This is a genomic window from Herbaspirillum sp. CAH-3, from assembly GCF_009668275.1.
GTDB lineage: Bacteria > Pseudomonadota > Gammaproteobacteria > Burkholderiales > Burkholderiaceae_D > Herbaspirillum > Herbaspirillum aquaticum.
Genome location: NZ_VSWE01000011.1, coordinates 92,373 through 118,709, shown reverse-complemented (window position 1 = coordinate 118,709; position 26,337 = coordinate 92,373). Strand labels below are relative to the sequence as shown.

Sequence of the window (26,337 nt, the reverse complement as noted above, 5' to 3'; positions counted from 1 at the left end):
TGCCACGGCTCCCGATGACCCCAGCAGATTCTCCATTGACCGCCCTGTTCTCCGCCGTAGTGCATACGCCCTTCGGCGGCATGGGCGTGCGTACCCGGGCCGGAGCCCTGGTCGAGATGGTCTACCTGCCACCGCACTACGCCGAGAAGGACGCCACCGATGCCGTGGCCGCGCAGGCGGTCCAGCAGATCACGCGTTACCTGGCCGATCCGGCTTTTCGTTTCGCATTGCCATTGTTGAGCGTGGGCAGTGTCTTCCAGCAGCGTGTCTGGCAAGCCATTGCCGGGATCCCCTGCGGCCAGGTGCTGACCTATGGCCAGGTCGCCAAGCGCATCCAGTCCGCACCGCGCGCGGTCGGGCAGGCTTGCGGGGCCAACTGGTATCCGCTGGTGATCCCCTGTCATCGGGTGACGGCAGCGGGCGGGCTGGGCGGCTTCTCGCATCATGACGACGAGGATGGCTTCCACCTGGAGGTCAAGCGCTGGCTGCTGCGCCACGAAGGCGTGGCCGGATACTGAAGAAGACGCATGGGACGCACCACACCAAAGATCGAAGCCCCCTCTGTGAGCCGTGAGGCCATCGACGAATTCTGCGACAGCCTGTGGCTGGAAGATGGCCTGTCCAAAAATACGCTGGAAGCCTACCGGCGCGACATGACCCTGTACGCCCACTGGCTCTACCAGGAGCGCGCCAAGGCGCTCTACGAGACGCGGGCCGAAGACCTCAACGCCTACTTCGCGGCGCGCCACGATGAGACCAAGCCCAGTTCCTCCAATCGCCGCCTGGCGGTGTTGAAACGCTTCTTCCAGCTGGCGCTGCGCCAACATCACGTGGCCGCCGATCCCTGCCTGAAGCTGCGCTCGGCACGCCAGCCGCAGCGCTTGCCCAAGACCATGTCGGAGGGCCAGGTGGAAGCGCTGCTGGCTGCGCCCGATGTCTCCACGCCGCTGGGCCTGCGTGACCGCGCCATGATCGAGCTGATGTATGCCAGCGGCTTGCGGGTATCGGAGCTGGTGACCCTGAAGAGCATCGAGGTTGGCATGAACGAAGGCGTGCTGCGTGTGACCGGCAAGGGCAGCAAGACGCGCCTGGTACCGTTCGGCGAGGAAGCCGGTGCGTGGATGGCGCGTTACCTGGCCGATGCGCGCAGCCAGATCCTGCAGGGGCAGATCGATGATGCGCTCTTCGTCACCGCGCGCGGCGGGCCGATGACGCGCCAGATGTTCTGGACCCTCATCAAGAAATACGCGCTGCAGGCCGGTATTACCGTACGCCTGTCGCCGCACACGCTGCGCCATGCCTTCGCCACCCACCTGCTCAACCATGGAGCCGACCTGCGGGTGGTGCAGCTGCTGCTGGGCCATGCCGACATTTCCACGACCCAGATCTATACCCATGTGGCGCGCGAACGCTTGAAGCAACTGCATGCCGCACATCACCCCCGCGGCTGATCTTGCGGCATAATGTGCGCCCATGACGGCCCGGCCGGCCTGTGTGGCCGTTCAGTGTGCTGTCAGGAAGAGTCCGATGAGCGCCAAGAAAGAACACATCTCCGAAACCCCGGCCACGCAATTCCTGCGCAAGCAGGGCGTGGCGTTCACCGAGCATCCCTACGCCTACGAGGAGCACGGCGGCACCTCGGTGTCCTCGCGCGAACTGGGCGTGGAGGAGCATGTGGTCATCAAGACCCTGGTGATGCAGGACGAGGCCGCCAAGCCGCTCCTGGTGCTCATGCATGGCGACTGCAAGGTCTCCACCAAGAATCTGGCGCGCCAGATCGGCTGCAAGTCGGTCGAGCCGTGCAAGCCGGAGGTGGCCAACCGCCACTCTGGCTTCCTGATCGGCGGGACCTCGCCCTTCGGCACGCGCAAGACCATGCCGGTCTATGTGGAGTCGACCATTCTCGAACTGGACAAGATTTACATCAACGGCGGACGGCGCGGTTTCCTGATCGGCATCGATCCGGCCGTGATCCTGAAAGTGTTGCCGGCCAAGGCGGTGCAGTGTGCGCTGGCCGATGCAGCATGAGCGGTTGCGCTCAAACTTGACCCAACTTGACGCGCGCCAACGCTGCTCCCCGATAACAGAGACAACAGAAAGCAACAAGCAGAAAGCCCCACTTCATGTACAACATCCTCTTTGCCATCGCGGCCTACCTGATCGGTTCACTGTCCTTTGCGGTGCTGGTGTCCAAGCTGTTCGGCCTGTCCGATCCGCGCACCTATGGTTCCAAGAATCCGGGCGCGACCAATGTCCTGCGCAGCGGCAACAAGAAGGCTGCGGCTCTCACCTTGGTGGGTGATGGCTTCAAGGGCTGGCTGGCGGTGTGGCTGGCGCAGAAGTTCGGTCCGCACTATGGCGTGGACGATACCGGCATCGCGCTGGTGACGCTGGCCGTCTTCCTGGGCCACCTGTGGCCGGTGTTCTTCCGCTTTGTCGGCGGTAAAGGTGTGGCTACTGCGCTGGGCATCCTGCTGGCGCTGGATCCGTGGCTGGGCCTGGCGACGCTGGCGACCTGGCTGGCGGTGGCTTTCGCTTTCCGTTATTCCTCGCTGGCAGCGCTGGTGGCAGCACTGTTTGCGCCGTTCTATTACGGCCTGCTGTTCGGGACCACCGATGGCATCCTGTTGGCCGTGGTCGCCATGGCAGCCCTGCTGATCTATCGCCATCGCAAGAACATCGGCAACCTGCTGGCGGGCAAGGAAAGCCGGATTGGCGACAAGAAGAAGGCGGCCAAGTAAGCCTGCTGATAGGAATGAAAAGAAGGGCCGCAATTTGCATTGCGGCCCTTTTTGTTTATATCGTTTTCATTTCGGCACTTGCGTGGTGGCTGTACGTACTCAGGTATGACGAGTTGATTGGTTCGATTCATCCGATTGACCGTTATCCGGTTAACGGATAACATTTGGGGATGTCAATCCAGTCCTTCTCTTGTCCTGATACGGAAGCCCTGTTCACTACGGGCAAGAGTCGTCGCTTCGTCAATATCAAGAGCGTTGCCGAACGCAAGTTGGCCCAACTGGATGCGGCACCTACGCTGAACTTCATGAAAGCGCCGCCGGGCAATGATATGAAGGAATATGGCGGGGCCTGGCATGTTCGCATCAATGACCAGTGGCGCCTCAGCTTCAAATGGGGGCCGCACGGACCTTACGATGTCGTGATTGAAGATCCGCATTGAGCAGGGCAACGCTGGTCTGAGTTGGAACGTATGGGAGTGGAATTATGTACAAAAACGGAATGCGCCCGGTTCATCCCGGCGAAGTATTGCTCGAAGATTACATCAAGCCCATGGGCGTCAGCGTGCGTGCCGTGGCACTGGCACTGCATGTCCCGTATTCGCGCCTGAGTGAAATCGTCAAAGGCCAGCGTGGTGTGAGCGCTGATACGGCCCTGCGTCTGGAGCGCTACTTTGGCAGCGAAGCGCAAGGCTGGCTGAATCTGCAGACGGCCTACGACCTGCGCATGGCGCAAATTTCAGAGGGGAAGGCCATCGCCCGGGCGATTACGCCGCTGGCCGCTTTCGCTTGAGGTTGGAGAAGTCAGTCGGGAGCCTCGCTCGTGCGAGCGCTCCTCAAGTTGCACCGATCAGGTGGGCAGAGCTGCCTGCGGCGGCCGCAACTCATCCAGCGGCCAGCGCGGACGCACGCCAAAACCATATTCCTTGCGTGCCGCACCGGGTTCCTCACGCAGGCGCATGGCACCGGCAAAAGCGATCATGGCACCGTTGTCGGTGCAGAATTGCAGTTCCGGGTAGAACACTTCATAACGCCGCTTGGCCGCTGCAGCATTGAGTGCCGCACGCAGCTGCGCATTGGCACCGACACCGCCGGCGATGACCAGGCGCTTCAGGTTGGTCTGTTTCAGGGCCGTCATGCACTTGGCCACCAGCACGTCCACGATGGCATCGACGAAACCGCGCGCGATGTTGGCCTTGTCCTGTTCGCAGATATTGGCGCTGTGCTGCTTGACCACGGTCAGCACCGCCGTCTTCAATCCCGAGAAACTGAAATCCAGGTTCTTTGAGTGCAGCATCGGACGCGGCAACTGATAGGCGGCCGGATCGCCGAACTCGGCCAGGCGCGAGATCGCAGGTCCACCCGGATAGCCCAGTCCCAGCAGCTTGGCCGACTTGTCGAAGGCTTCCCCGGCGGCATCGTCCAGCGTCTCGCCCAGCAGTTCATAGCGGCCCACGCCATCGACCCGCATCAGTTGCGTATGCCCGCCCGAGACCAGGAGGGCGATGAAGGGAAAGCGCGGCGGCTTGCTCGCCAGCAGCGGCGAGAGCAGGTGGCCCTCCAGGTGGTGGATGCCCAGCACCGGCTTGTCCAGCGCCAGGCCCAGTCCGCAGGCCACTGACGCGCCGACCAGCAGCGCCCCGGCCAGACCCGGTCCTTGCGTGTAGGCGATGGCGTCGATGTCGGCGGCTTGCACCTGCGCATCGGCCAGGGTTTGTTGCAGCAGCGGAATGGCGCGGCGAATGTGGTCGCGCGAGGCCAGCTCGGGGACTACGCCGCCATATTCCTGGTGCATGGCAATCTGCGAATGCAGGGCATGCGCCAGCAGGCCGCGCTCGGTGTCATACAGAGCAAGGCCGGTTTCGTCACAGGAAGATTCGACGCCGAGAACTAACATGGGGATGGACTCAATGAAGCTGCCGCCAAATAGCCCGGACAGGCCGCGCGGCAAAGGCGCCATTGTAACGGAAAGCCATCCGGCAAGCGCCCCGGCTGCGGCATGCGGCGGTTTTGGTGTACCCTTCGGCCATGCAAAACGATGCCCACATTCCTGCTCCGGCTGCGGCCGTCGAGCCTGCCTCCAGCGCTGCCGTCGTCACAGCGGCTCCCTTCGCTGCCGCCCGTTTCATCAAGGAAATCGGACGCGGCAAGGACGGTGCCCGCAGCCTTTCGCGCGAAGATGCGCAACTGATGTATGCGGCCATGCTCGATGGCCGCGTGAGTGATCTGGAACTCGGCGGCATCCTGCTGGCCATGCGCATCAAGGGCGAGTCGGTCGAGGAGATCGCCGGCTTCCTGGCCGCGGCCGAGGCCTCCTTCACGCCCCTGCATGCGCCGGCCGGTCCCTATGCGCCGGTGGTGCTGCCCAGCTACAACGGCTCGCGCAAGATGGCCAACCTGACGCCGCTGCTGTGCATGCTGCTGGTCCGCCGCGGCGTGCCGGTGCTCATGCACGGTGTCACCCACGATCCCCAGCGCGTCACCAGCGCCGAGATATTCAGTGCACTGGGCGTGGCCCATGCCGGGTCGGCAGCGCAGGCCGAGGCACTGATGGCGGCCGGCCAGCCGGCCTTCATTCCCATCGCCGCACTGGCACCCGCCATCGCCCGCCTGCTGGGCATGCGGGCGATCCTGGGGGTACGCAATTCCACCCACACCCTGGTCAAGATCATGCAGCCGTTTGCGCAGCCGGCACTGCGTCTGACGTCGTACACCCATCCCGAATACCTGGAGATGCTGACCGACTACTTCAGTCACGCCGCACCCCATGATCGCGGTGACGCCTTCCTCATGCGCGGCACCGAAGGGGAGACCGTGGCCAACGCGCGGCGCGCCCAGCGCATCGACTGGTTCAGCCGCGGCACGCGCACCGTGCTGGTCGAAAAGCAAAGCGTGGCCGAAGACTTGCCCGACCTGCCCGAGGGCCACGATGCCCGCGCTACCGCGGCCTGGATCAATGAGGTGCTGGACGGTCGCCGTCCGGTGCCGCAAGCCATCGCCGAGCAGGTCGACCACTGTGTGGCCGTCGCTGCACGCGTGGGCCGCTGATGGCCTGCTGCGTGGATGATTTGCTACAGTTGTTCCCGCCAAGCGGGAAGCTGACAGGCTGACAGGCTGCGTGCGCGCGGCAGCCAGCCCTCGTGCCGGTTCGCACGCACCTGGTGATGTGAGCAGAAATCGAAGGAAGCAAGATCCCAGGGGGGAGCGGGATCGTGATTCTGGAGGGAGAAATCCCGGGGAATTCGCTGCAGCGGATCACGCAGCCAGCATGGCGGGAGCGTGTCTCAGGTGCGCGTACGGCGACGGGTGGTGGTAGCGGTCTTGGCCGCAGCGGGAGCTTTCTCGGCGGCTTGGGCAGCGACCTGGGAGAAGGCGAAGATCACTTCCTTGACGATCTTGCGCTGGGGGGCGGGCAGGTTGATGAAAGCTTCGAAGGCTTCGCGCTCGCGGTAGCCGATGGCTTCTTCCCAGCGGGCGCGGCGCTTGTCGATACGCTTGCCGATCTCTTCGCCGAAGCGCAGGTGCTGCGGAGTGACGATGAGCCATTCGGCCAGCGTTTCCAGCTTGTCCTGCTTGGGCATGGATTCGCCCAGCAGCCAGCGGCGAACGCCATGCAAGGTCATCGGCTTGCCCCAGTAACGCAGATTGAATTCCCGTTCCAGAACGGCGGGCTTGGGTTCGTATCCAGCTTTTTCCATCGCTGCGCGCAGGCGCTTTGCGAATTTTTGATTGGCGGTTTCCATGATTTCGAAGGTACTTTGAGGTAGCGCTTTCCGGGGTACGTTTGTCTCTGAGGTGAGTTACGCAGCAAACGTGATTTATGCTCACTGGTCGGAAATGGCCCGCCATCGCGCTTTGGGCGCACCATGCGCCAGCTCGCCGAACCCATGTCGGCGGGCAGTTCCATCGGGTGGGAAAGCGTTCACGTGCAGGTCTCCAGTGCGTTCCCTGGCCCCGTGTTTGGCTGCATCCGGCCCATGGATGGGTGCGCAGATGTCAGGTCATCAGGCCAGTTCGAGTACGTCGTCCGGGAGGGGGGAATATCTGGAAACCGGTGGCTCCATCGCTGGCAATGAGCAAGGAGAGTCCGGTCTTGTGATGCCTGCATTGTCGGTCCAGATGCCTTTCGTGTGCGTGCCCGGCCGACAATTATTTAAGGCTTGTGTCCGCAGCGAGACAACGAGACACGGCGTTCCAGCATTGGCGCGCCGCAGTATTTCCGGCCCGAAGCGCGCTAGAATAGCGGGACATCGAAAGGGGCACCGGTCTTCCGGTGGATGAATAGCCGATATGTTTCCCGTCCCATGGGGATGGAAATTAGTTAGAGAATTGGCACCTGCCTTTTCAGGGGCATCACCGACCCGGATCTTGCCGGGCAGTCACACAAGCAGCACGCTGGTTGAATCAAATCGAACAAATCAAAGAAGTCAGCAGCATCCCTGTGGTACGTTTTGGTTACGTAACTTTTTGAGGTTCCTGGAATGGCGCCGGTGTGCGTCGTGACTGCGGCATGGATTTTTGCCGGGTGCGATGTGCCGGCCTCCGTTCCAGGATGGAACGCGGCGACCCGTTGCCATGCAACGGCGATCGACTGACGTCCTGCGGCCCGCTGCGCCACGTTGCCAGCGCGCAAGCTGCCAGGACGGAACGGCCGCGATACCGAGCAGGCGTCCTTTCCTGCGGGCTCCCAGCGATCGCCCGCGAGGAAGGTGCGCACCCGAGCCCAGGTTCGACAATGTCAGCTTCCTTTCATTTCCTGCTGTTGGCCTTCGCCCTGCTGGTGGCCAGCCTGTCGGCGTACGCCGCGCTGGAGGTCTCCGAGCGCATCGTGCTGCAGGAAGCCCAGCATCGCCGCGTGTGGCTCTCGGTGGGCGCGGTGGTGTTCGGCCTGGGCGTGTGGGGCGCCATGCTGCTCAGCGTGGCCTCGCTGGATGCGCCCTTCACCATCGCCTTCGATGCGCGCATGGTGGTGCTGGCCCTGCTGCTGTGCCTGGGCAGCGCCTTCTACCTGATGCACCTGACGGGCATGCGGCGGCCTCATCCGACCCGGCTGGTGATCGGCGGGATGGCCATCGGCGCGCTCTTCAATGCCGCCTTCCACATCGCGCTCAAATCCATGACGCTGGTGCCGCCACTGCTGTATCACACACCCTTGCTGATCGTGGCGCTGGTGGTGTCGGAGGTGGTGGCGGTATTCATCGTCACCCTGTTCTCGGCCAGCAACGGGCGCAAGCCCATGACGGGGTCACTCAATTCGCAGCAGGCACGGCGCGTGCTGGCCGCTCTGCTGGTGGGCGCCGGGCTGGTCTCCTCGGCTGCAGCGGGGCTGCGTGCCGTGCTCATCGAGCCGCAGGCGCAGAGCGTGGTGGCCAACGGCATCAGCCGCGAGCACCTGGTCAATGGACTGGTGTTCCTCGCCTTCATGGCCATGGCGCTGGCGCTGGTGGTCAGCGGCGTGCAGCGCAATGAAGTCCTCAAGAAGATCGTCGGGCGCACCAATGACAAGCTGCTGCATTTCGCCACCCATGACGTGCTCACCGGCTTGCCCAACCGCGCGCTCCTGTCCGACCGCATCCAGCATGCGGTGGAAGTGGCACGCCGCAATGGCAAACCGTTCGCGGTGCTGTTCATGGACCTCGATGGTTTCAAGGCCATCAATGATTCGCTCGGCCATGCCGTGGGCGATGGCCTGCTGGTGGCGGTGGCGCAGCGCATCCGTGCCTGCATCCGCGGCGAGGACATGGTCGCGCGCATCGGTGGCGATGAATTCGTGGTGGTGATGAGCAACCTGTCTTCGCCGGAGGTGGTGGAGCAGTTGTCGGAGAATATCCTGTCGGCATTGCGCCAGGATTTCCAGGTCGAGGATGCCACGCTGCGCGTGACCTCCAGTATCGGCATTGCCGTCTATCCCAACAGTGGCGACTCGGTCGATGCCCTGATGAAGAATGCCGATGCCGCCATGTACGAGGCCAAGCAGAGCGGGCGCAATACCTATCGTTTCTTCGAGCCGGCCATGCATGCCAGCGCCATGCGCCACCTGCAGGTGCGCCAGGCGCTGCAGCAGGCCATCGACGGCCGCCAGTTCCGCCTGCACTTCCAGCCCAAGTATCGCGGTGCCGCCAAGGAACTGACCGGACTGGAAGCGCTGCTGCGCTGGCATCATCCGGAGCTGGGCGAGATGGCGCCGTCCGAATTCATCCCCATCGCCGAGCGCTCGGGGCAGATTCTTTGCATCGGTGACTGGGTGCTGCAGGCCGTCTGCGACCAGATCGCGTGCTGGGATGCGGCCGGCATGAAACCGGTCAAGGTGGCAATGAATCTTTCACCGCTGCAGATGCGCAGCGATCTGGTGGACAGCATCATCAAGGTGGTCAGCGCAGCCGGGATCGCGCCACAGCGGCTCATGTTCGAGATCACCGAGACGGCCGCCATGAAGGATGTGGAGCGCACGACGCGGGTGGTGCGGGAGCTGCAGTCGCTGGGATTCGATATCGCCATCGATGATTTCGGCACCGGCTATTCCAGCCTGGCCTACCTGGCGCAGTTCCACTGCCGGCAGGTCAAGATCGATCGCTTCTTCACCTCGCGCCTGGACCTGGACGATCACTCCGGCCGCGCCATCGTGGCCGCCATCATCGCGCTGGCGCACGCGCTGCAGATGGAAGTGGTGGCCGAGGGCGTGGAGACGGAAGGGCAGCTGCGCGAACTGCAGCTGCTGCATTGCGACCAGGTACAGGGTTTCCTGCTGGGCCGGCCCGACGAAGCGCCCAGCGTGCCTGGCCTGGTCAATGCCAGCAATGACGATCTGTTCGCCGCCGGCGGCCTGCTCAAACGCTGAGTTCGCCGCGCTGCGCGCGGGCCTGGATCACGCGCAGGTAGGCCAGCAGGCCCACCGCCACCATGCCCAGGCTGAGGCTGTTGGCCAACCAGAAGCCGGACGGGCCGCGCAAGGCGGGCGGGGCCATGCCCAGGGGATCGAGTCCCAGCAGATAGCCGCCGCCCAATCCCACTCCCCACAGTGTGACCGCATAGATGACGGTGGGCACCACCGCCACCTTGTAAGCCCGCAGTACGAAGGCGGTGGTCACCTGCATGGAATCGAAGAGCTGGTAGAAGGCGATGTAGAGGAACAGCGGCAGCGCCGCGCCCACGATCACCGGATCGGGCGTATAGGCACGAATGATGTGCTCGCGCAGGAACCACACGATCACCCCGATCACCACCGACAATGAAACGGCCAGGCGGATGCCGGCGCGGCCGATCTTCTTGGCCTCCAGCATGTTGCCGCCGCCGATGGCTTGCGCCACCAGCGTGCTGGTGGCGCTGGCGATGGATAGCGGCAGCATGTAGAGCACCGTGCCGACGTTGGCCGTGATCTGGTGACCGGCCACCGGGACCGCACCCAGGCGGGCGATGAAGACGGCCATCAAGGTGAAGGCGGTGACCTCGATGAAATAGGACATGCCGATCGGAATGCCCAGCCGCAGCAGCGTGCGCTGGCTTTTCCAGGAGGGCGCCACGAAGCCGCTGCCGAACAGCTTGAGCGGACGATACAGCGGCAGGCGCGCCACCAGGAGCCAGGCCGCGATCATCATCAGCCAGGCGATCACCGTCGTGGCGATGGCGCAACCGGGGCCGCCAAAGGCAGGCAGCCCCAGGCCGCCGAAGATGAGCAGTGCATTCAAGGGGAGTTTGAGCAGCAGGCCGCCCAGCTGCAAGGCCATCACCATCTTGGGCTTGGCCAGCGCCGTGTTGAGCGAGGAGTAGACGCGGAAGAACAGCGTGGCAGGCAGGGCCAGTGCCTCGATGCGCAAGTACAGCGTGGCCTTCTCGACCAGTTCCGGCGAAGCCTTGGCGACGGCCAAAAAGAGCGGCGAGAACATCAGGATCAGCGAGCCGACGATGGAAAGCAGCACCGCCAGCCACATGCCCTGCTTGACCTCATGGCCGATCTCGCCCACGCGGCCTGCGCCGTAGAGCTGACCGATGGTCGGCTGCAGCGCCTGCAGCACGCCGGACAAGCCGACGAAGACGCTCACGTAGATCGACACACCCAGCGCCAGCGCGCCCAGGTCCAGCGCGGAAAAGCGCGAGACCATCGCGGTATCGATGACGCCATTGGCGATGATGGCCAGCTGGCCGATCAGCAGCGGCCAGGCCAGCCGCGCGATGCGGCCGGCGTGATGGCGGGAGGAGAGGGCGGGCAGTTCAGTGGTCACGCGAGAAGCAAGCCCTGGTCAGCGGCCGGCACGGCGATAGAGGCGGAAGCGCTCGTCACGGTCGGAGGGGCGGCGGCCTTCCCAGACCATGCGCCAGTTGCCGGGATATTGGCGCAACAGGAGCGTGGCGTCCTGGTTGCTGATGTCATCCTGCAGCAGCAGGTAATCGCAACTCTGGTCGCGCTCATCGGCAAAACGCACGTTGCCGAAATAAGCGAAGGAAGCCCGCTGCGCCGGGCCGACATTGGTCTGCACGCACTGCTTGACCGAGGTCAGCTTGGCTTCGATCTGCTCGGCCACGCCGGCATAGCTCTTGCCATAGTTGACCCAGGGCAGCCACAGCGTCATGAGCAGCACCCAGCACAGGATCACGCCGCCCGAAGACAGCACCACCGCCCGCCACAAGACCGAAGGACGGCGCGAGATGCGCCAGTGCACCACCACGATCCAGGCGATGGTGGCGGCCACCGCAATGGCCAGCGAGATCCATTCGAACCCGGGCTTGAAGCCGGGCGCAAGCTTGTAGGCATTGCGCGCGATCTTGGCCGGCCAGCCGGTTTCCTTGGCGATCCAGCCGATCCAGATGAAGGCGGCCGAGGTGGTCAGCGTCATCACCGAGAACCAGTCCACCGCATTGATGGCGCCGCGCTTCATGGTGGGCAGGCCGAAGGCGGCCAGGATCGCCAGCGGCGGCAGCAGCGGCAGCAGCATGCCTTCTTCGCGATGCACGTTGATCAGGATCAGCAGCGTGATGGGGATCAGGAAGGCCAGCGGCAGCGCGATATGCAGCGAACCCAGCTGGCGCCGCCAGGCGTAGAGCGCCCAGCCGGCGAAGGGCCAGGCGGGCCAGGCAAACCAGACGCCGTACTTGCCGAGGAAGGCCACGGTGGCCAGGGTGGGACGGTTCAACTGGTAGATGTTCCAGCTCATCCACAGCTCGAACTGGCTGGCGGCTTCAGCCGGGATCAGCTTGTGCAGGGTGACCACCCACGCGGCGCTCATGAGCAGGGCCAGCGGCAGCGACAACAACAGCAGCAGGCCCAGGGCCCGGCCATCCTTGCGCAGCGCGGCCAGCAACACCAGGGCGATCAATACGCCGGCCGGCAGGAGCCAGCCATAGGTCAGCACCAGCATGCCCAGCGCCGCGCCCAGCCAGATGCCATGGCGCAGCTTGCCGGCATCGAACACGCGGGCCGCGCCGAACATGGCATAGGCCACCAGGGCGATCTGCAGGGTCTTGGGACTGGTCTCATGGCTGTGCAGCAGCAGGCCGAGGAAACCGAGATAGATCAGGAAGGCACCATCGGCCAGGGTACGGCCGAAGTCCTTGGGTTCGGGCTGGCCACCGAAGGCCAGCTTCAAGGGCTGGGCTTCGGCACGACGGCCCAGCAGGTAGGTGGTGTACCAGATCGAGAGCGAACCGACCAGGAAGCAGCCGATGACCGAGAGGCGCGCGGCCAGCGGGTCGCCCAGCAGCCAGCCGAACAGTTTGATGCAAATTGCACCGAACCAGTAGGCCAGAGGGCTTTCAGCCGGCAGCGGCAGGCCGGCCACGTTGGGGGTGAGCCAGTCGGTGAGCGTACCGTGGGCCATGGTCCACATGACGCCAAAGGTGGTGGCGTCCTCGTTCTTCCAGGGATCGCGGCCGATCAGGCCGGGCAGGATGTAGAGGAGGGCGAGCGCAAGCAGCGCCATGCGCGGAAGCGCATTGGTCGCGGCGGCGGGAAGACGGACTGGCTTCATCAAGATCTTGTTGCTCTTGTTCTGTGCTGCGTGTTGGGTGATGCGCGGGCTGGGGTGGCCTTGGCCGCGCTTGCCGTTGTCGGCGGCTGGTATTGTTGGCTGTTTTTTTAGCAGGCCCTATTGTGCAGGAAAACCCGGTAAATAGTTGTTTCTGTCTGCTACATGCTGGTGCAGGCCACGGGCTGCGCACCACGGGTGGAGCAAACAAAAAAGGCAGCCGGAGCTGCCTTTTTTGGAGGAAGTACTGATTACGCCTTCGAGACAGCAGTCTTCGAACCGACGGAACCGAACTTCTGGCGGAACTTCTCGACGCGGCCAGCGGTGTCGACGATCTTGTGCTTGCCGGTGTAGAACGGGTGCGATTCGGAAGACACTTCGATCTTCACCAGGGGATATTCCTTGCCTTCGAACTCGCCGGTTTCGCGGGTGCCGATGGTGGAGCGGGTGATGAACTTGAAGTCGTTCGACATGTCGTGGAACAGGACTTCGCGGTAATCCGGGTGGATGCCTTCTTTCATGATTGCCTCAAGAGTAGTTTGGTAGCCAATCGCCACTTCGTCGGTCGCCCTGCTTCTTGACCCGATTGATGATCACTTGCCGGTTTGGAAAAGTCCGAAATTATACAGTGGAATCAGGGGCTTGGGTCAAGGCGGGTGACCGGCTGGGCCGGGGCGGCGTGGTATTTCAGATGAAAATGCGCCCGCCTTGTTTCCCATGGGGCAATGAAAAACGGCATGTCCGGTGAGGGACATGCCGTTTTCCGAACCTGCCAAGGACTTAGTTGCTTTGATGAACTTAGTTGCCCCGGCGCATCATGTCGAAGAACTCGGCGTTGTTCTTGGTGGACTTCATCTTGTCGAGGATGAATTCCATCGCCTCGATTTCATCCATGTCGTACATGAGCTTGCGCAGCACCCAGATCTTTTGCAGCTGGTCCGGCTTGATCAACAGCTCTTCGCGGCGGGTGCCGGACTTGGAGAGGTTGATGGCGGGGTAGACACGCTTTTCGGCCAGGCGGCGTTCCAGGTGCACTTCCATGTTGCCGGTGCCCTTGAATTCTTCGTAGATCACGTCATCCATGCGCGAACCGGTTTCGATCAGGGCGGTGGCGATGATGGTCAGCGAGCCGCCTTCTTCGACGTTACGCGCAGCGCCGAAGAAACGCTTCGGGCGTTGCAGCGCGTTGGCGTCCACACCACCGGTGAGCACCTTGCCGGAGGCCGGGATCACGGTGTTGTAGGCGCGTGCCAGGCGGGTGATCGAGTCCAGCAGGATGACCACGTCCTTCTTCATTTCCACCAGGCGCTTGGCCTTTTCCAGCACCATTTCGGCGACCTGCACGTGACGCGTGGCCGGTTCGTCGAAGGTGGAGGCGACCACTTCGCCGCGCACCGAGCGCTGCATTTCGGTCACTTCTTCAGGACGTTCGTCGATCAGCAGCACGATCATCACGGTGTCCGGATGATTGGTGGTGATGGCGTGGGCGATGTGTTGCAGCATCACCGACTTGCCCGACTTGGGCGAGGCCACCAGCAGGCCGCGCTGGCCGCGGCCGACCGGGGCGATCAGGTCGATGATGCGGCCGGTGATGTTTTCCTCGCCGCGCATGTCGCGCTCAAGCTGCAGGAGCTTGTTGGGGTGCAGCGGCGTGAGGTTTTCAAACAGGATGCGGTGCTTGGAGGCTTCCGGCGGTTCGCCGTTGACCTTGTCGACCTTGACCAGGGCGAAATAGCGCTCGCCATCCTTGGGCGTACGCACTTCACCTTCGATGGAGTCGCCGGTGTGCAGGTTGAAACGACGGATCTGCGAAGGCGAGATGTAGATGTCGTCGGTGGACGCCATGTAGCTGGCGTCGGGCGAGCGCAGGAAGCCGAAGCCGTCAGGCAACACTTCGAGGGCGCCATCGCCAAAAATCTGTTCTCCTGATTTTGCGCGCTTCTTCAGGATGGCAAACATCAGCTCCTGTTTGCGCAGGCGCGCAGCATTCTCGATGTCCAGGCTGATGGCCATTTCCAGCAAGGCAGAGACGTGCATCGCTTTTAGTTCTGATAAGTGCATATGAGTGTCCCGGGACGGGATAAGTAAAGGTGGGGGAGGGAATTGCGTGGTGTGGATCTAGGATAAAGCCGGCCACCGTGTGGCGGGCGGACGGCAGCGCGAGCGCGCCGCCGTCGGATGTTACATCAGAATCAGATATTGCTGTCGATGAACGAGACCAGCTGGCCCTTGGCCAGTGCGCCGACCTTCTGGGCAGCGGCGGCACCGTTCTTGAACAGGATCAGGGTCGGGATGCCGCGGATGCCGAACTTGGCCGGGATGGCCTGGTTGGAGTCCACGTCCAGCTTGGCGATCTGCAGCTTGCCGTCGTATTCCTTGGCGACTTCTTCCAGGATCGGGGCGATGGCCTTGCAGGGGCCGCACCATTCCGCCCAGAAATCAACCAGCACGGGCTTGTCGGACTTCAGCACATCGGCTTCGAAGGAGGCGTCAGTAATATGTTTGATATGTTCGCTCATGGCATTTCCTCGGTGTGAGGCAGTGGTGTAATTAGTCAATCAGCGCCGGTGGACACATACCATCAGGCATGGCGTGAGCCATCAACGCTTCCGGAGTTGCTAGGTCTACGTGGAGTCGTTGCGCGCCGATTCAAGTTGTAATTGAAGCGCGGCAGAGGTAAGCGGCGGGATACAGGGGCAATCATAACCCATTTTGAGGGAAAGTGTGGACGCGCGGTCCGTGGCCTGTTGTCACCCGTCCTCATCCCTGCCATTGCGGCGCTGCGCTAGCACCGGCGCGGCTTTGCCCGCTGTGCTTGCAGGACCGCAGGGCAGCCGTCTGGCATACAATGCGCAGCACAGGCTGCCCCGGCGCGATTGAAAAAACCTGTTGGAGCAAGAGAAAAATACAATGACCGTGCGCTCCGCTGTCGCTCTTGTGCCGCCTCGCCGGCGTATCCGTAGATATACGCGCTATCCTCACCAGCCCTCACTGAATCCAGAGAACGCATGCTGCTTGCCACCGTACCGATCCCGCCCACTCCCGATTTCTGGCAACAGGCCGTGCGCGCGCTGCTGCGCGAGGACCAGCCGCTGGGTCAGGCGCTGCAGGCGCAACAGGACGGCGTGCTGGATTTCTCGGGCGTGCAATTGATGGTGCCGGCGTTTTCCCACGCGCAGAATTTCAAGGCGGCCCTGGCGCGCGAACTGCGCCGGCCCTACATCGCCCCGCGCATCAATACGCTCTCCGGCCTGCTGGCGATGCAGCCGCCGGGTGAGAGCGTGCCGCCCTCCGAGAGCGAGCGGCTCATGCAGCTCTATGCGCAACTGCGCGAACACGGCTGGCTCAAGAAAATGTTTTCCGCCCGCCGCAATGCCGACCTGCTGCCGCTGGCGCAGACGCTCTTGTCCTTGTCCGATGAGCTGACCCTGGCGCTGCTGCCGGAGATCCGCGCCAATGCAGAGGGCGAAGAGGCTGCGGTGGGCCGCTGGACCCAGGCCCTGGCGCAATTGCTGGAGCCGCTCGCACCTTCGGCGCACGGCATGCTCTCCGATGAAGCGGCGCTGGTATGGCAGGTCTGGAAGACTCAGCTCGATGCCCATGACCGCATCGTCCAACGCTTTGATGCCATGCTGACCCTGGCTGACCAGGCCAGCCTGCCGCTGGTGTGGGTCAGCCCGACCGAACCGGAACCGCTGGATGCGGCCTTCCTGTCGGCCTATGCACAGCGCCAGCCGGTGCGCATCGTCACGCTGGACTGGAGCCGTGCGGCGATTGCGCCGCTGCATCCGCTCTATTTGTCGGCCTGGGAAGAGCTGGTGCGCGACGATGAAGGCCTGCCGATGGAAGCGGACCAAGCTGCCGCATCCCCCGTACACCCCGTCGCGCTGCCCCGGCTGTGCCCGGCCGGCGACCTGGAAAACGCCGCGATACAAAGCGCACAGATCGTGCTGCGCTGGCTGCAGCAGGGCAAGACCGACATCGCCATCGTGGCCCAGGATCGCGTCACCGCACGCCGCCTGCGCGCCTTGCTGGAGCGTGCCGAAGTGGCCGTGGCCGACGAGACCGGCTGGAAGCTCTCCACCACCCGTGCTGCTGCTGCGCTGGCCGCATGGAATGACCTGGTCTCGGCGCGCGGTGAAACCAATGCGCTGCTGGACCTGTTGAAGTCGCCCTTCGTCTTTCCCGATGATGCCGACCGCAGCGACCGCGTCATGCGCATCGAAGCCCGGCTGCGCCGTACCAACATTGCCGGCGACTGGCAGGCACTGCAGTCGGCCTTTGCCGAAGCGGGGCAGGCTGATGACCTGGCCTGCATCATCACGCTGGCCAAACAGGCCGCGCGCTTCGGTGGCCGCAAGACGCTGGCGCAATGGTGCGAGACGCAGCGCGGCCTGTGCCAGGCGCTGGGCATGGAAAGCGCGCTGCGCGCCGATGGCGCGGGCGAGCAATGCCTGCTGATGCTCGACGAGATCGCCGCCGAGCAGGGTGGACTGGGCGATACCTTCAGTTTTGCGGAATGGCGCGCGCTGCTCAACTTGCGCCTGGATGCGACTTCCTTCATGCCGCCCATCAAGGACCGGCGCGTCGTGATGCTGCCCCTGAACGGCGCGCGGCTGCGGCGTTTCGAGGCGGTGCTGGTGATCGGTGCGGATGCGGCGCACTTGCCTTCACCTCCGCAGGAAACCCTGTTCTTCTCCAATGCCGTGCGGCGCGAACTGAACCTGGCCACGCGTGCCACGCGCCAGCGCCAGCAATTGCGCGACCTCACCGAATTGCTGTGCGTGAATCCGGACGTGGTGCTGTGCTGGCAGACCCACCAGGATGGCGAGCCCAATCCCGTCAGCCCGTGGATCCAGCGCCTTGAACTGAAGCTGGCGCAGCAGGGCGCCACGCCCCTGGAACGTGTGAGCTTGCCGCCGCCATTGAAATCATTGAGTGCGGTGCTCTCCTCCATGCCGATGCCGAGCGCGCCGGATCTCTTGCCGGCGTCGCTGTCGGCCAGCGGCTTCGGCAGTTTCCTGGCCTGCCCGTATCAGTTCTTTGCGCAACGCATGCTGCGCGTGGCGGTGATGGATGAGCTCTCGGACATGCCCGAGAAGCGCGACTACGGCAGCTGGCTGCACGAAATTCTCTATCGCTATCACGCGCACCTGCGCGACAACGACACCCCGCTGCCGGCCCGTGCGCCTTTGCTGGCGCAGCTTTCCGAGGAAGTGTTCCAGCGCGAGATGCAACGCCATCCGGCCGCGCTGGCCTTCCATGCGCGCTGGCAGAAGGTGATGCCAGCCTATCTGCTGTGGGCCAACGAGCGCGAAGCCGAAGGCTGGCAATTCGCCTTCGGTGAAGAGTCGCAATCACACGCCCTGCAATGGCAGGATGGCGGCATCGAGTTGTTCGGACGCCTTGACCGGGTCGACCGCAATGCCGACGGCGAGCGCGCCGTGCTCGACTACAAGACCCGTACCGCCGCCAGCCTCCGGCAGAAGGTCAAGGAAGAGGATGACCACCAGCTGGCCTTCTATGGCCTGCTGGCCGGTGGTGCGGTGGAACACGCGCACTACGTCGCCCTCGAACTGGGCCCTGACAAGAAAACCGGCGACGCCGCCGCTCCCGATTTTGCACGCCAACAGAAGATGCTCCAGCAACAGATCACCACCACCATGCAGGCCGTCGCCCACGGCGCGGCGCTGCCGGCCAACGGCATTGAATCGGTCTGCCAGTATTGCGAGATGCGCGGCCTGTGCCGCAAGGGAGCCTGGCTGTGAGCGCGGCCGACAAGCAACCCGCGGCCTACGAGGTCAATGGGGAAGCCGTCGAGGCCGCTGTCTTCACGCGCGCCGCCTGCGATCCGCGCCATTCGGTCGTGGTCGAGGCCTGCGCCGGCAGCGGCAAGACCTGGCTGCTGGTAGCGCGCATGCTGCGCCTGCTGCTGTCCGGAGCGCAGGCACCGGAGCTGCTGGCCATCACCTTTACCCGCAAGGCCGCGCAGGAGATGCGCGAACGCCTGCTCGAACTGCTGCACGAACTGGCCCTGGCCGACGATACCGAGGCGGCGATGCTGCTGCGCGAACGTGGTGTGGCCGAGCCCGACCTGCCCCGCTTGCTGCCGGTGGCGCGCGGACTGTACGAGCGCATCCTCTCGTCTGAACAGAGCCTGTCCATCGACACCTTCCACAGCTGGTTCGCACGTTTGTTGCAGATTGCACCTTTGGCCTCCGGTGTGCCACACGGCTATACCCTGACCGAAAAGAACGGCGAGCTGATCGATGAAGCTTATCGCCGCTTCATGCAGACACTGCGCGAGCCGGAGGGCGCGCCCGTCAAGGCGGCACTGCTGGAACTGTACGAACTGGCAGGCGACTTCAACGCGCGCCAGTTGCTCGATGCCTTCATCGACAAGCGCGCCGAATGGTGGGCTGCCACGCAAGACGATAGTGAGGAAGGTGAAGAGGCGGCCGACATGTCCTCGCCCCTGCGCTGGCTGGAAGACCTGGTCGGCCCCGATGCACGGCGCGATGCGCGCCTGTCGCTGTGGGACGATCCCGCACTGGTCGCGCGGGCCAGCCAGGTGGCGATCCTGCTGGGCCAGGGGGGCAGCGCCAACAAGACCCGCGCGGTAGCGATCGAATCGGCATTGACGGCCGGGTCTGCGCTGGAGAATTTCGACGCCCTCTACAGCCAGTTCTTCGATGACAAGGACAAGCCGCGCAAGAACGGCAAGGTCAAGTCGCTGCTGGCCGCTCTGGTGCAGCACTTCGGCAGCAGCGAGGAAGCTGCGCTGGCGGCGTTTGAAGAAGAGTTCAATGCCATCGGCAACGCACTGCGCAAGCTGCAGGGGCGCAGCAAGGAAAAGGCGGTCCTGCAACTCAACCGGGCTCTCTTCACCGCTGGCCGCGCCTACCTGGCCTGCTATCAGGAGGTGAAATCCGAACAGCGCGTGCTGGACTTCGCCGACCTCGAATGGCAGGCCTACCGCCTGCTGCGCAACGAGGCCAGCGCCGCCTACCTGCAGACCCGATTGGATGCACGCTACAAGCACATCCTGCTCGACGAGTTTCAGGACACCAACCCGCTGCAATGGTGCATCGTGCGCTGCTGGCTCGATGCCTATGGCGGCGATGCGGCCCAGCCCAGCGTCTTCGTGGTGGGCGACCCCAAGCAATCCATCTATCGCTTCCGCCGCGCCGAGCCGCGCGTGTTCGTGGCCGCGCGCGAGATGCTGCGCGCGCAAGGCGCCGCCATCCTGCGCGCCAACCAGACGCGCCGCAATGCATCGGCCGTGGTCGATGTACTGAATCGTTCATTCGTCATGGGCGGCAATCCGCTGTTCGCGCAGCAGACCACGCTGGGCCTTGCGGGGGGCGAGGTCTGGCGGCTGCCCTTGGCGCGGCAGGACGAGGATGCAGAAAACGTCATTGCGCCTGAAACCGCCGAAGGATCGGCCTCGCCCGCATCCACCGAAAATCCGGAGGACGTCATCCCCTGGCGCAACCCGCTGACCACGCCGCGCGGCGAGGAAGACGACGCCCGCCGCCTGCTGGAAGGGCAGGCGCTGGCGCAGGCATTGCTCAAAGCCCGTCGCGAAGTGCCCGTGGCCGATGGCCGGGGCACGCGGCCCATGCGCTGGGGCGACATCATGCTGCTGGTCCGCAAGCGTACGCACCTGGCCGCCTACGAGAGCGCCTTGCGCGCCGCCGGGATTCCCTTCATTTCCGACAAGCGCGGCGGCCTGCTCGAATCGCTGGAAATCGCCGACCTGATCGCGTTGCTGACGTTCCTCATCACGCCCAACGACACGCGCGCGCTGGCCCACGTCCTCAAGAGCCCGATCATCGGCGCGGCCGATGAGGACCTGGTGCAGATCGCGCGCCGCGTGGCGCAAGCCGAGGGCGGGCACTGGTGGCAGCATCTGCAGGGCATGCAGGAGGAGGGTGCGGCTTCGGCCGCCCTGGTGCGTGCCGTGACCCTGTTGCAGCGCTGGCTGCAGGCGGCGCCGCATCTGCCGGTGCACGACTTGCTGGACATGATCCTGCACCAGGGCGAGCTGGTGGCGCGCTATGCGCAGCATGCCTCGCCGCTCACGCGCAGCCAGACCCTGGGCAACATTGCGGCCTTCGTGGAACTGTCGTTGAACATGGATGCCGGGCGCTATCCGAGCTTGCCCAAATTCATCGATGCCTTGCGCGTCCTGCAGCGTACCTCCGGCGGCGATGCCCCCGATGAGGCGAGCGTGGACGCCAGTGCCGACGCGGTGCGCATCCTCACCGTGCACAGCGCCAAGGGCCTGGAAGCGCCGGTGGTGGCCATCCTCGATGCCAATCACAGCGAGTCGGTGGAAGACAATCTCGGCATCCTCTGCGCCTGGCCGCAGGACCAGGATGCGCCCACGCACTTCTCGGCCTTTGGCCGGCGCAGCGAACGCGGCTGCGCGCGTGACACGCTGTTCGCGGAAGAAGAAAGCCTGAAGACGCAGGAAGACTGGAACCTGCTCTACGTCGCCGTCACGCGCGCCAAGCAATTGCTGCTGGTGTCGGGCGTGGCCGGCACGCGCGGTGCGGGCGAGGGCGGGGTGGTGGAAGGCAGCTGGTATCAGCGCCTGTTCGCCAGCGATGCGCCGGTGCGCGAGATCGGCGAGGACGCCGTTCACGGTGCCGATGCCGCCGCCATCGAGGAGCAATTCTCGCTGGCACTGTTCGATCCCAAGCCGGTGCCGATGTCGCTCTTCGGCGCGGCGCAGGAGGAGGACGTGCTGCCTGAGGTCGATGCCGATGGCACCCTGGCCAGCACCGAAGCCATCGATGAAGGCGTGGCCCTGCATGCGCTGCTGGAGCGGCTCACGCACGGCAACGCATGGCCGCTGCACTTGCCATCGCCGCCCGCCCTGGTGCGCTGGCTGGGCATCTCTGCGGAGATGGCGCAGGTAGTGCATGCGCAGGCACGCGTGGTGCTGGCACAGCCGGAACTGGAGCGCTTCTTCAACCCGGCGCTGCATCGCTGGGCGCGCAATGAAATGGAGATCGTCGCCCCATCTGGTGTCATGCGGCTGGACCGCGTGGTCATGTTCGAGGACGAAGTCTGGGTAATCGATTACAAGCGCCGTCTGCTGGAGAGCGAGCGCGCCGATTACGCCGCTCAGCTGGCGCGCTATCGCAGTGCCCTCGTGTCAGTCTTTTCTGACAAGCGAATCAGGTCTGCTCTGATTACCGCTGACGGCACACTGACCGAACATTGAGGCTCCCCTAACCACATTCATCTTCTCAATGCGCTTCGGATAACTTCCAGAAATTCAATAAATATCAAATCAGGAAATTCAGATTTCCGTTGTAGGTTAAAAAAAAGATCATCGCGTAGAGCAAGAGTGATATCTTCTGTGCTCCGGTTTTTTGATGAGGGATTTTTTCTTCAAAAATCTTCTTGCAAAATCGGGCCCGATCTCGTCGGGCAGCGCTAGCTGCACATGCCAGGCATGTTGCTCACGCGATCCGCAAACTGCACGTCACCGTCAATGGTTGGCGTGCCACTGCGGTTCAACACCACATCGTTACAGGAGGAGATATGGAGTGGGCTCTTCCGTCGTTCACCCTCGCACAGACGCTGCAATGGAATGCCCTGTTGGTATTCGGCGGCCTGCTGCTCTTCGGGCTGATCGCGGGCTACGTAGTTTCCAAGTCCCCATGGGTGCCACGCATCACGGGTTATCTGCTGGTCGGCTTCCTCTTGGGGGCCGGCGGGTTCAATCTGCTTTCCGGTGAAGTCCTCAAGGTCACCAACATCTTTGCCGATATCGCTGTCGCGCTGGTGGTGTATCAGCTGGGGCGCTACGTCGACATCGGCTGGCTGCGCCGCGAAAAATGGCTGATGATCACGGTGGCCGTGTCGGCCGTGCTGTGTTTCGGTTTCGTCAGCATCGCGCTTACCTGGTTCGGTACCGATTCGGTGATGGCGCTCCTGGGCGGTGTGATGGCCATTGCCACCGCACCGGCCGTGGTGCTGGTGGTGCTGCGCGACCTCAAGGCGGAAGGCCAGGTCACGCGCCGCCTGGCGGCCATGACCGCGCTCAACAACTTCGTGGCCGTACTGGCAGCCTATGCACTCTTGCCGGTGATCGCGCATGAGGCCGGCACGCCCGTCTGGACCCTGATCCAGCACACCCTGTATTCGCTGGTGGGCTCGGCCATCCTGGCCTACCTGACCTACTGGCTGATGATGCCGCTGGCGCGCCTGCTGGGCCGCGAGAACAGCTCGCAGTTCGTGCTGGTGATCTCGGTGATCGCTTTGGCCATCGGTGTGGCGCATGCGCTGCATCTGCCGGTGATGTTGACGATGCTGATCTTCGCTATCCTCTCCAAGAACCTGGATCGCCAGTTCGACCTGATGGAGTTGGAGTTTGGTGTCGCCAATGAGTTGTTCGTGGTGATGCTGTTCGTTACCGTGGGCGCGTCGATGAAGCTGTCGGACCTGAGCCTGCTGGGCTTCTCGGTGCTGATCCTGATCGCGGCGCGCTTCCTGGCGATGGGCTTGGGCGTGTTCCTGTTTGCCCGCTTTGCCCGCATGAACTGGCGCCAGGCCGGCCTGCTCACGCTGGGCACCCTGCCCATGACCGAGGTCGGCGTGGGCCTGATGCAGACGGTGTCGTCGCTGTATCCGCACACCACGGCCAATGTCTTGCCGCTGCTGGCGGGCAGCATGGTGGTCCTGGAATTCCTGGGGCCGGTGGCAACCCAGTTTGCCCTGATCAAATCTGGAGAGAGTGGACGCGAATGAATACCGAGACACTGATCCGCAATGAACACGATATCCCCGGCACCCAGGCCCACGTGGCCGGTCCGCAGGGGAGCGCCGGCATCCTGCCGTTCGGTTCCTCCACGCCCTTTACCATGGGCATCGAGCTGGAACTGCAACTGGTGAATCGCCGCAACTACAACCTGGCCAGCGATGCAGTGGACCTGCTGAACTGGATCGAGCCGCGTGATTTGCAAAAGCAGATCAAGCTGGAAATGACGCAGGGGATGATCGAGCTGAACTCCGGCATCCACACCCGCGTGGATGAACTGATCGAGGAATTGAAGGGCTTGCGCGGCGCCTTGAACCGCGGCGCGCAGTACCTCAACATCGATGTCTCCGGCGGTGGCGCGCACCCCTTCCAGCACTGGAACGAGCAGCGCATCACGCCCAGCGAACGCTTCCATTATTTGCACGAGAAGTACGGCTACCTGGCCAAGACCTTTACGGTCTTCGGGCAGCACATCCACATCGGTGTGGAGAACGGCGATGATGCGCTGTATCTCACCCATGGCTTCTCGCGTTACGTGCCGCACTTCATCGCGCTGTCGGCGGCGTCGCCCTTCTACCAGGGCGCGGATACCAAGTTCGATTCCTCGCGCAGCAACGTGGTGCGGGCGTTCCCGCTGTCGGGCACGGCGCCGGTGCATACCAAGTGGGCCGAGTTCGAAACCTATTACGATGAGCTGCACCAGATGGGCATCATCGCCAGCATGAAGGATTTCTACTGGGATATCCGTCCCAAGCCCGAATACGGCACCGTGGAGATCCGCGTCTGCGATACGCCCCTGACCATCGAGCATGCCGCGCACCTGGGTGCCTATGCGCAATTGCTGGCGCGCTGGATCCTGACCGAGCGGCCTTTCGTGGTGGGCGATGATTTCTACCTGCTGTACCAGTTCAACCGTTTCGAGGCCAGCCGCTTCGGGCTCAATGGCCAGTTGGCCCTGCATGGCGCGACTCCCGCGCAATCGCGCAAGCTGCCCATCTATGAGCACCTGCTGCAGCAATTGCAGCTGCTGGAGCCCTATGTGGCCAACGAGGCCGAGCAGCAGACCCTCACGCGCCTGCGCCGCATCGCGCATGATCGCCTGTCCGACGCCGGCTGGCTGCGCCAGATGTTCGCGCAGCGGGGCTCGCTCAATGACATGATGCGCTTGTCTTCGGAATTGTGGATGGGCGTGGAGCCGCCGCCGTACTTCCAGTAAACGATATAAATGATATAAATTGCTGGTTAGGATAAAGTTGTACCAAAGTTGAGGCACCTGGCATTCCGCGTGTTTGCAGAGCGCGCGGGATGATGGGAGGAAGAAGGCGAAGGGCCGGTATCGCAAGATGCCGGCCCTTTGTCTTTATGGCTGACCGGCTGATGGCATCGGCGTTGTTTCCTGGCCCTTGTGCTTTCGGGGCGGGATCGCGGACAATCACGGCTTTGAAGCGGCCTCGGGCTGCACCGAGATGCGTGCCGGAGGAAGCATGAGCAAGAACAACCCCAATCAATTTGACGTGGCCATCATCGGCGCCGGTGCGGCCGGCATGATGTGCGCGGCCGTGGCCGGCCAGCGTGGCCGGCGCGTGGTGCTCATCGACCACGCCGGCAAGCTGGCCGAGAAGATCCGCATCTCCGGTGGTGGCCGCTGCAATTTCACCAATGTGGGCGCGGGTCCGCAGCACTATCTCTCGCAGAATCCGCATTTCTGCCGTAGCGCCTTGTCGCGGTATACGCCCCAGGATTTCATCGGGCTGGTCAAGCGCCATCGCATCGGTTTCCATGAGAAGCACAAGGGGCAGCTCTTCTGCGACGACTCCGCTGAAGACATCATCGCCATGCTCAAGGCTGAGTGCGATGCGGGTAACGTCAGCTGGCGCATGCCCTGCACGGTGCAGGAGGTTGGCAAGAGCGCAGAGCAGTTCCGCATTGCCACCAGTGCTGGCGAGATCCAGGCCAGCAGTCTGGTGATTGCGACCGGTGGGCTCTCCATTCCCAAGATCGGCGCCACCGACTTTGCCTATCGCATCGCCCGCCAGTTCGACCTGAAGCTGGTGGAGACGCGTCCCGGCCTGGTGCCGTTGACCTTCGACGGCAAGGCCTGGCAGTCGCTCACCGAGCTGGCCGGGATTGCGCTGGAAGTGGAGGTGGAGACCGGCGTGAAGAAGGAGCGCGGACACTTCCTGGAAGACCTGCTGTTCACCCATCGCGGGCTCTCGGGGCCGGCCATCCTGCAGATTTCCAGTTTCTGGAAACCCGGCACACCGCTGACGCTGAACCTGTTGCCGCAACTGGATGTGGCCGACACGCTCATCGAGGGCAAGGGCACGCTGAAGAAGAATCTCGGCAACCTGCTGGCGCAATGGCTGCCCAACCGCCTGGCCGAAGGCTGGCTCAAGATCAATGGCTTCGATGCCGGTGCGCGCATTGCCGACATGCCCGACAAGTCCCTCAAGAAGCTGGGCGATTCGCTCAATCGCTGGGTGATCCTGCCCAGCGGCTCGGAAGGCTATCGCAAGGCCGAGGTCACCCTGGGCGGCGTGGATACGCGCGAGCTGTCGCAGCAGACCATGATGGCCAACAAGGTGCCGGGACTGCATTTCATCGGCGAGGCCATGGATGTGACCGGCTGGCTTGGGGGCTACAATTTCCAGTGGGCGTGGGCCTCAGGCGTGGCGGCGGGTTCAGCGGTGTGAGGCCGGCCGGCAGGGCAGGCGTTGGACTTTTTCCTTCATTTGCCCTTGACTTCAGGTGAAGGATCATCTTGACTGTGATAAGTGCCTGATTCTTATCCGTTTTTTACCACGGTGGTGGAAAAAATGCCACGTTTGGCCTTCCAATCGGGTGCCAGTACTGCTACAATCGC

20 protein-coding genes are annotated in these 26,337 nt (G+C 63.6%); 13 read left to right on the top strand and 7 right to left on the bottom strand.

Translation table 11 applies throughout. The features are described 5' to 3' along the window. The first annotated feature begins 14 nt into the window (after positions 1-14). The 6 genes from FYB76_RS15495 (at position 15) to FYB76_RS15470 (ending at position 3,531) form a co-directional block, all read left to right on the top strand. Positions 15-518 (top strand): methylated-DNA--[protein]-cysteine S-methyltransferase, encoded by a 504-nt coding sequence (locus tag FYB76_RS15495; protein ID WP_154134219.1) that lies wholly within the window; start codon positions 15-17, stop codon positions 516-518. Between the two features lie 9 nt (positions 519-527). Beyond that, positions 528-1,451 carry a site-specific tyrosine recombinase XerD gene (gene xerD / locus FYB76_RS15490; protein ID WP_154134218.1) on the top strand — a complete coding sequence of 308 codons (924 nt, stop codon included), beginning with the start codon at positions 528-530 and terminating at the stop codon, positions 1,449-1,451. A 76-nt stretch (positions 1,452-1,527) separates the two neighbouring features. Beyond that, positions 1,528-2,028, top strand: a complete 501-nt coding sequence (locus FYB76_RS15485) for an aminoacyl-tRNA deacylase (protein WP_088754667.1) — start codon at positions 1,528-1,530, stop codon at positions 2,026-2,028. A 95-nt stretch (positions 2,029-2,123) separates the two neighbouring features. Further along, positions 2,124-2,741 (top strand): glycerol-3-phosphate 1-O-acyltransferase PlsY, encoded by a 618-nt coding sequence (gene plsY, locus FYB76_RS15480; protein ID WP_088754668.1) that lies wholly within the window; start codon positions 2,124-2,126, stop codon positions 2,739-2,741. A 170-nt stretch (positions 2,742-2,911) separates the two neighbouring features. Next, positions 2,912-3,181: a type II toxin-antitoxin system RelE/ParE family toxin gene (locus tag FYB76_RS15475; RefSeq protein WP_154134217.1), complete on the top strand. Its 270-nt coding sequence runs from the start codon at positions 2,912-2,914 to the stop codon at positions 3,179-3,181. Positions 3,182-3,225: 44 nt separating this feature from the next. Further along, positions 3,226-3,531, top strand: coding sequence for a HigA family addiction module antitoxin (locus tag FYB76_RS15470; protein ID WP_154134216.1), 306 nt, complete (start codon positions 3,226-3,228; stop codon positions 3,529-3,531). A gap of 57 nt (positions 3,532-3,588) precedes the next feature. Here the strand turns inward: FYB76_RS15470 and tsaD are convergent, their stop codons facing one another. Continuing rightward, positions 3,589-4,635 (bottom strand): tRNA (adenosine(37)-N6)-threonylcarbamoyltransferase complex transferase subunit TsaD, encoded by a 1,047-nt coding sequence (gene tsaD, locus FYB76_RS15465; RefSeq protein ID WP_154134215.1) that lies wholly within the window; start codon positions 4,633-4,635, stop codon positions 3,589-3,591. 131 nt (positions 4,636-4,766) lie between these two features. Between tsaD and ybiB the strand changes: the two genes are divergently transcribed. Continuing rightward, positions 4,767-5,786 (top strand): DNA-binding protein YbiB, encoded by a 1,020-nt coding sequence (ybiB, locus tag FYB76_RS15460; RefSeq protein ID WP_154134214.1) that lies wholly within the window; start codon positions 4,767-4,769, stop codon positions 5,784-5,786. 236 nt (positions 5,787-6,022) lie between these two features. Here the strand turns inward: ybiB and FYB76_RS15455 are convergent, their stop codons facing one another. Then, complete coding sequence (locus FYB76_RS15455; protein ID WP_088754670.1) at positions 6,023-6,481, bottom strand: DNA-binding protein; 459 nt, start codon at positions 6,479-6,481, stop codon at positions 6,023-6,025. Positions 6,482-7,473: 992 nt separating this feature from the next. Between FYB76_RS15455 and FYB76_RS15450 the strand changes: the two genes are divergently transcribed. Then, positions 7,474-9,576 (top strand): bifunctional diguanylate cyclase/phosphodiesterase, encoded by a 2,103-nt coding sequence (locus tag FYB76_RS15450; protein WP_154134213.1) that lies wholly within the window; start codon positions 7,474-7,476, stop codon positions 9,574-9,576. On the opposite strand, the gene FYB76_RS15445 is transcribed toward FYB76_RS15450, so the two are convergent. The 5 genes from FYB76_RS15445 to trxA form a co-directional block, all read right to left on the bottom strand. Beyond that, on the bottom strand, positions 9,566-10,957 hold the full coding sequence (locus FYB76_RS15445; RefSeq protein WP_088754673.1) for an MATE family efflux transporter: 1,392 nt from the start codon (positions 10,955-10,957) through the stop codon (positions 9,566-9,568). The two genes, FYB76_RS15450 and FYB76_RS15445, sit on opposite strands and share 11 nt — an antisense overlap. 18 nt (positions 10,958-10,975) lie before the next feature. Beyond that, positions 10,976-12,700, bottom strand: a complete 1,725-nt coding sequence (locus tag FYB76_RS15440; protein ID WP_088754674.1) for a glycosyltransferase family 39 protein — start codon at positions 12,698-12,700, stop codon at positions 10,976-10,978. Positions 12,701-12,948: 248 nt separating this feature from the next. After that, positions 12,949-13,218, bottom strand: coding sequence for a type B 50S ribosomal protein L31 (locus FYB76_RS15435; RefSeq protein ID WP_088754675.1), 270 nt, complete (start codon positions 13,216-13,218; stop codon positions 12,949-12,951). 277 nt (positions 13,219-13,495) lie between these two features. Further along, on the bottom strand, positions 13,496-14,758 hold the full coding sequence (rho, locus tag FYB76_RS15430; RefSeq protein WP_008325783.1) for a transcription termination factor Rho: 1,263 nt from the start codon (positions 14,756-14,758) through the stop codon (positions 13,496-13,498). A gap of 131 nt (positions 14,759-14,889) precedes the next feature. After that, complete coding sequence (gene trxA, locus FYB76_RS15425; protein WP_006462943.1) at positions 14,890-15,216, bottom strand: thioredoxin TrxA; 327 nt, start codon at positions 15,214-15,216, stop codon at positions 14,890-14,892. 489 nt (positions 15,217-15,705) lie between these two features. Here trxA and FYB76_RS15420 point away from each other — a divergent pair, with 489 nt between their 5' ends. The 5 genes from FYB76_RS15420 to FYB76_RS15400 all read left to right on the top strand — a co-directional run bounded on the left by FYB76_RS15420 (position 15,706) and on the right by FYB76_RS15400 (position 26,167). Then, entirely contained in the window at positions 15,706-18,465 is a 2,760-nt protein-coding gene (locus FYB76_RS15420) for a PD-(D/E)XK nuclease family protein (protein ID WP_154134212.1), read from the top strand. Beyond that, positions 18,462-21,932, top strand: coding sequence for a UvrD-helicase domain-containing protein (locus tag FYB76_RS15415; protein ID WP_370516357.1), 3,471 nt, complete (start codon positions 18,462-18,464; stop codon positions 21,930-21,932). Before FYB76_RS15420 ends, FYB76_RS15415 begins: the two co-directional genes overlap by 4 nt. Before the next feature lie 323 nt (positions 21,933-22,255). Continuing rightward, positions 22,256-23,464: a cation:proton antiporter gene (locus FYB76_RS15410; RefSeq protein ID WP_034331088.1), complete on the top strand. Its 1,209-nt coding sequence runs from the start codon at positions 22,256-22,258 to the stop codon at positions 23,462-23,464. After that, positions 23,461-24,690, top strand: coding sequence for a YbdK family carboxylate-amine ligase (locus FYB76_RS15405; RefSeq protein WP_255475315.1), 1,230 nt, complete (start codon positions 23,461-23,463; stop codon positions 24,688-24,690). Before FYB76_RS15410 ends, FYB76_RS15405 begins: the two co-directional genes overlap by 4 nt. A gap of 268 nt (positions 24,691-24,958) precedes the next feature. Beyond that, on the top strand, positions 24,959-26,167 hold the full coding sequence (locus tag FYB76_RS15400) for an NAD(P)/FAD-dependent oxidoreductase (protein ID WP_154134210.1): 1,209 nt from the start codon (positions 24,959-24,961) through the stop codon (positions 26,165-26,167). Positions 26,168-26,337: the final 170 nt, after the last annotated feature.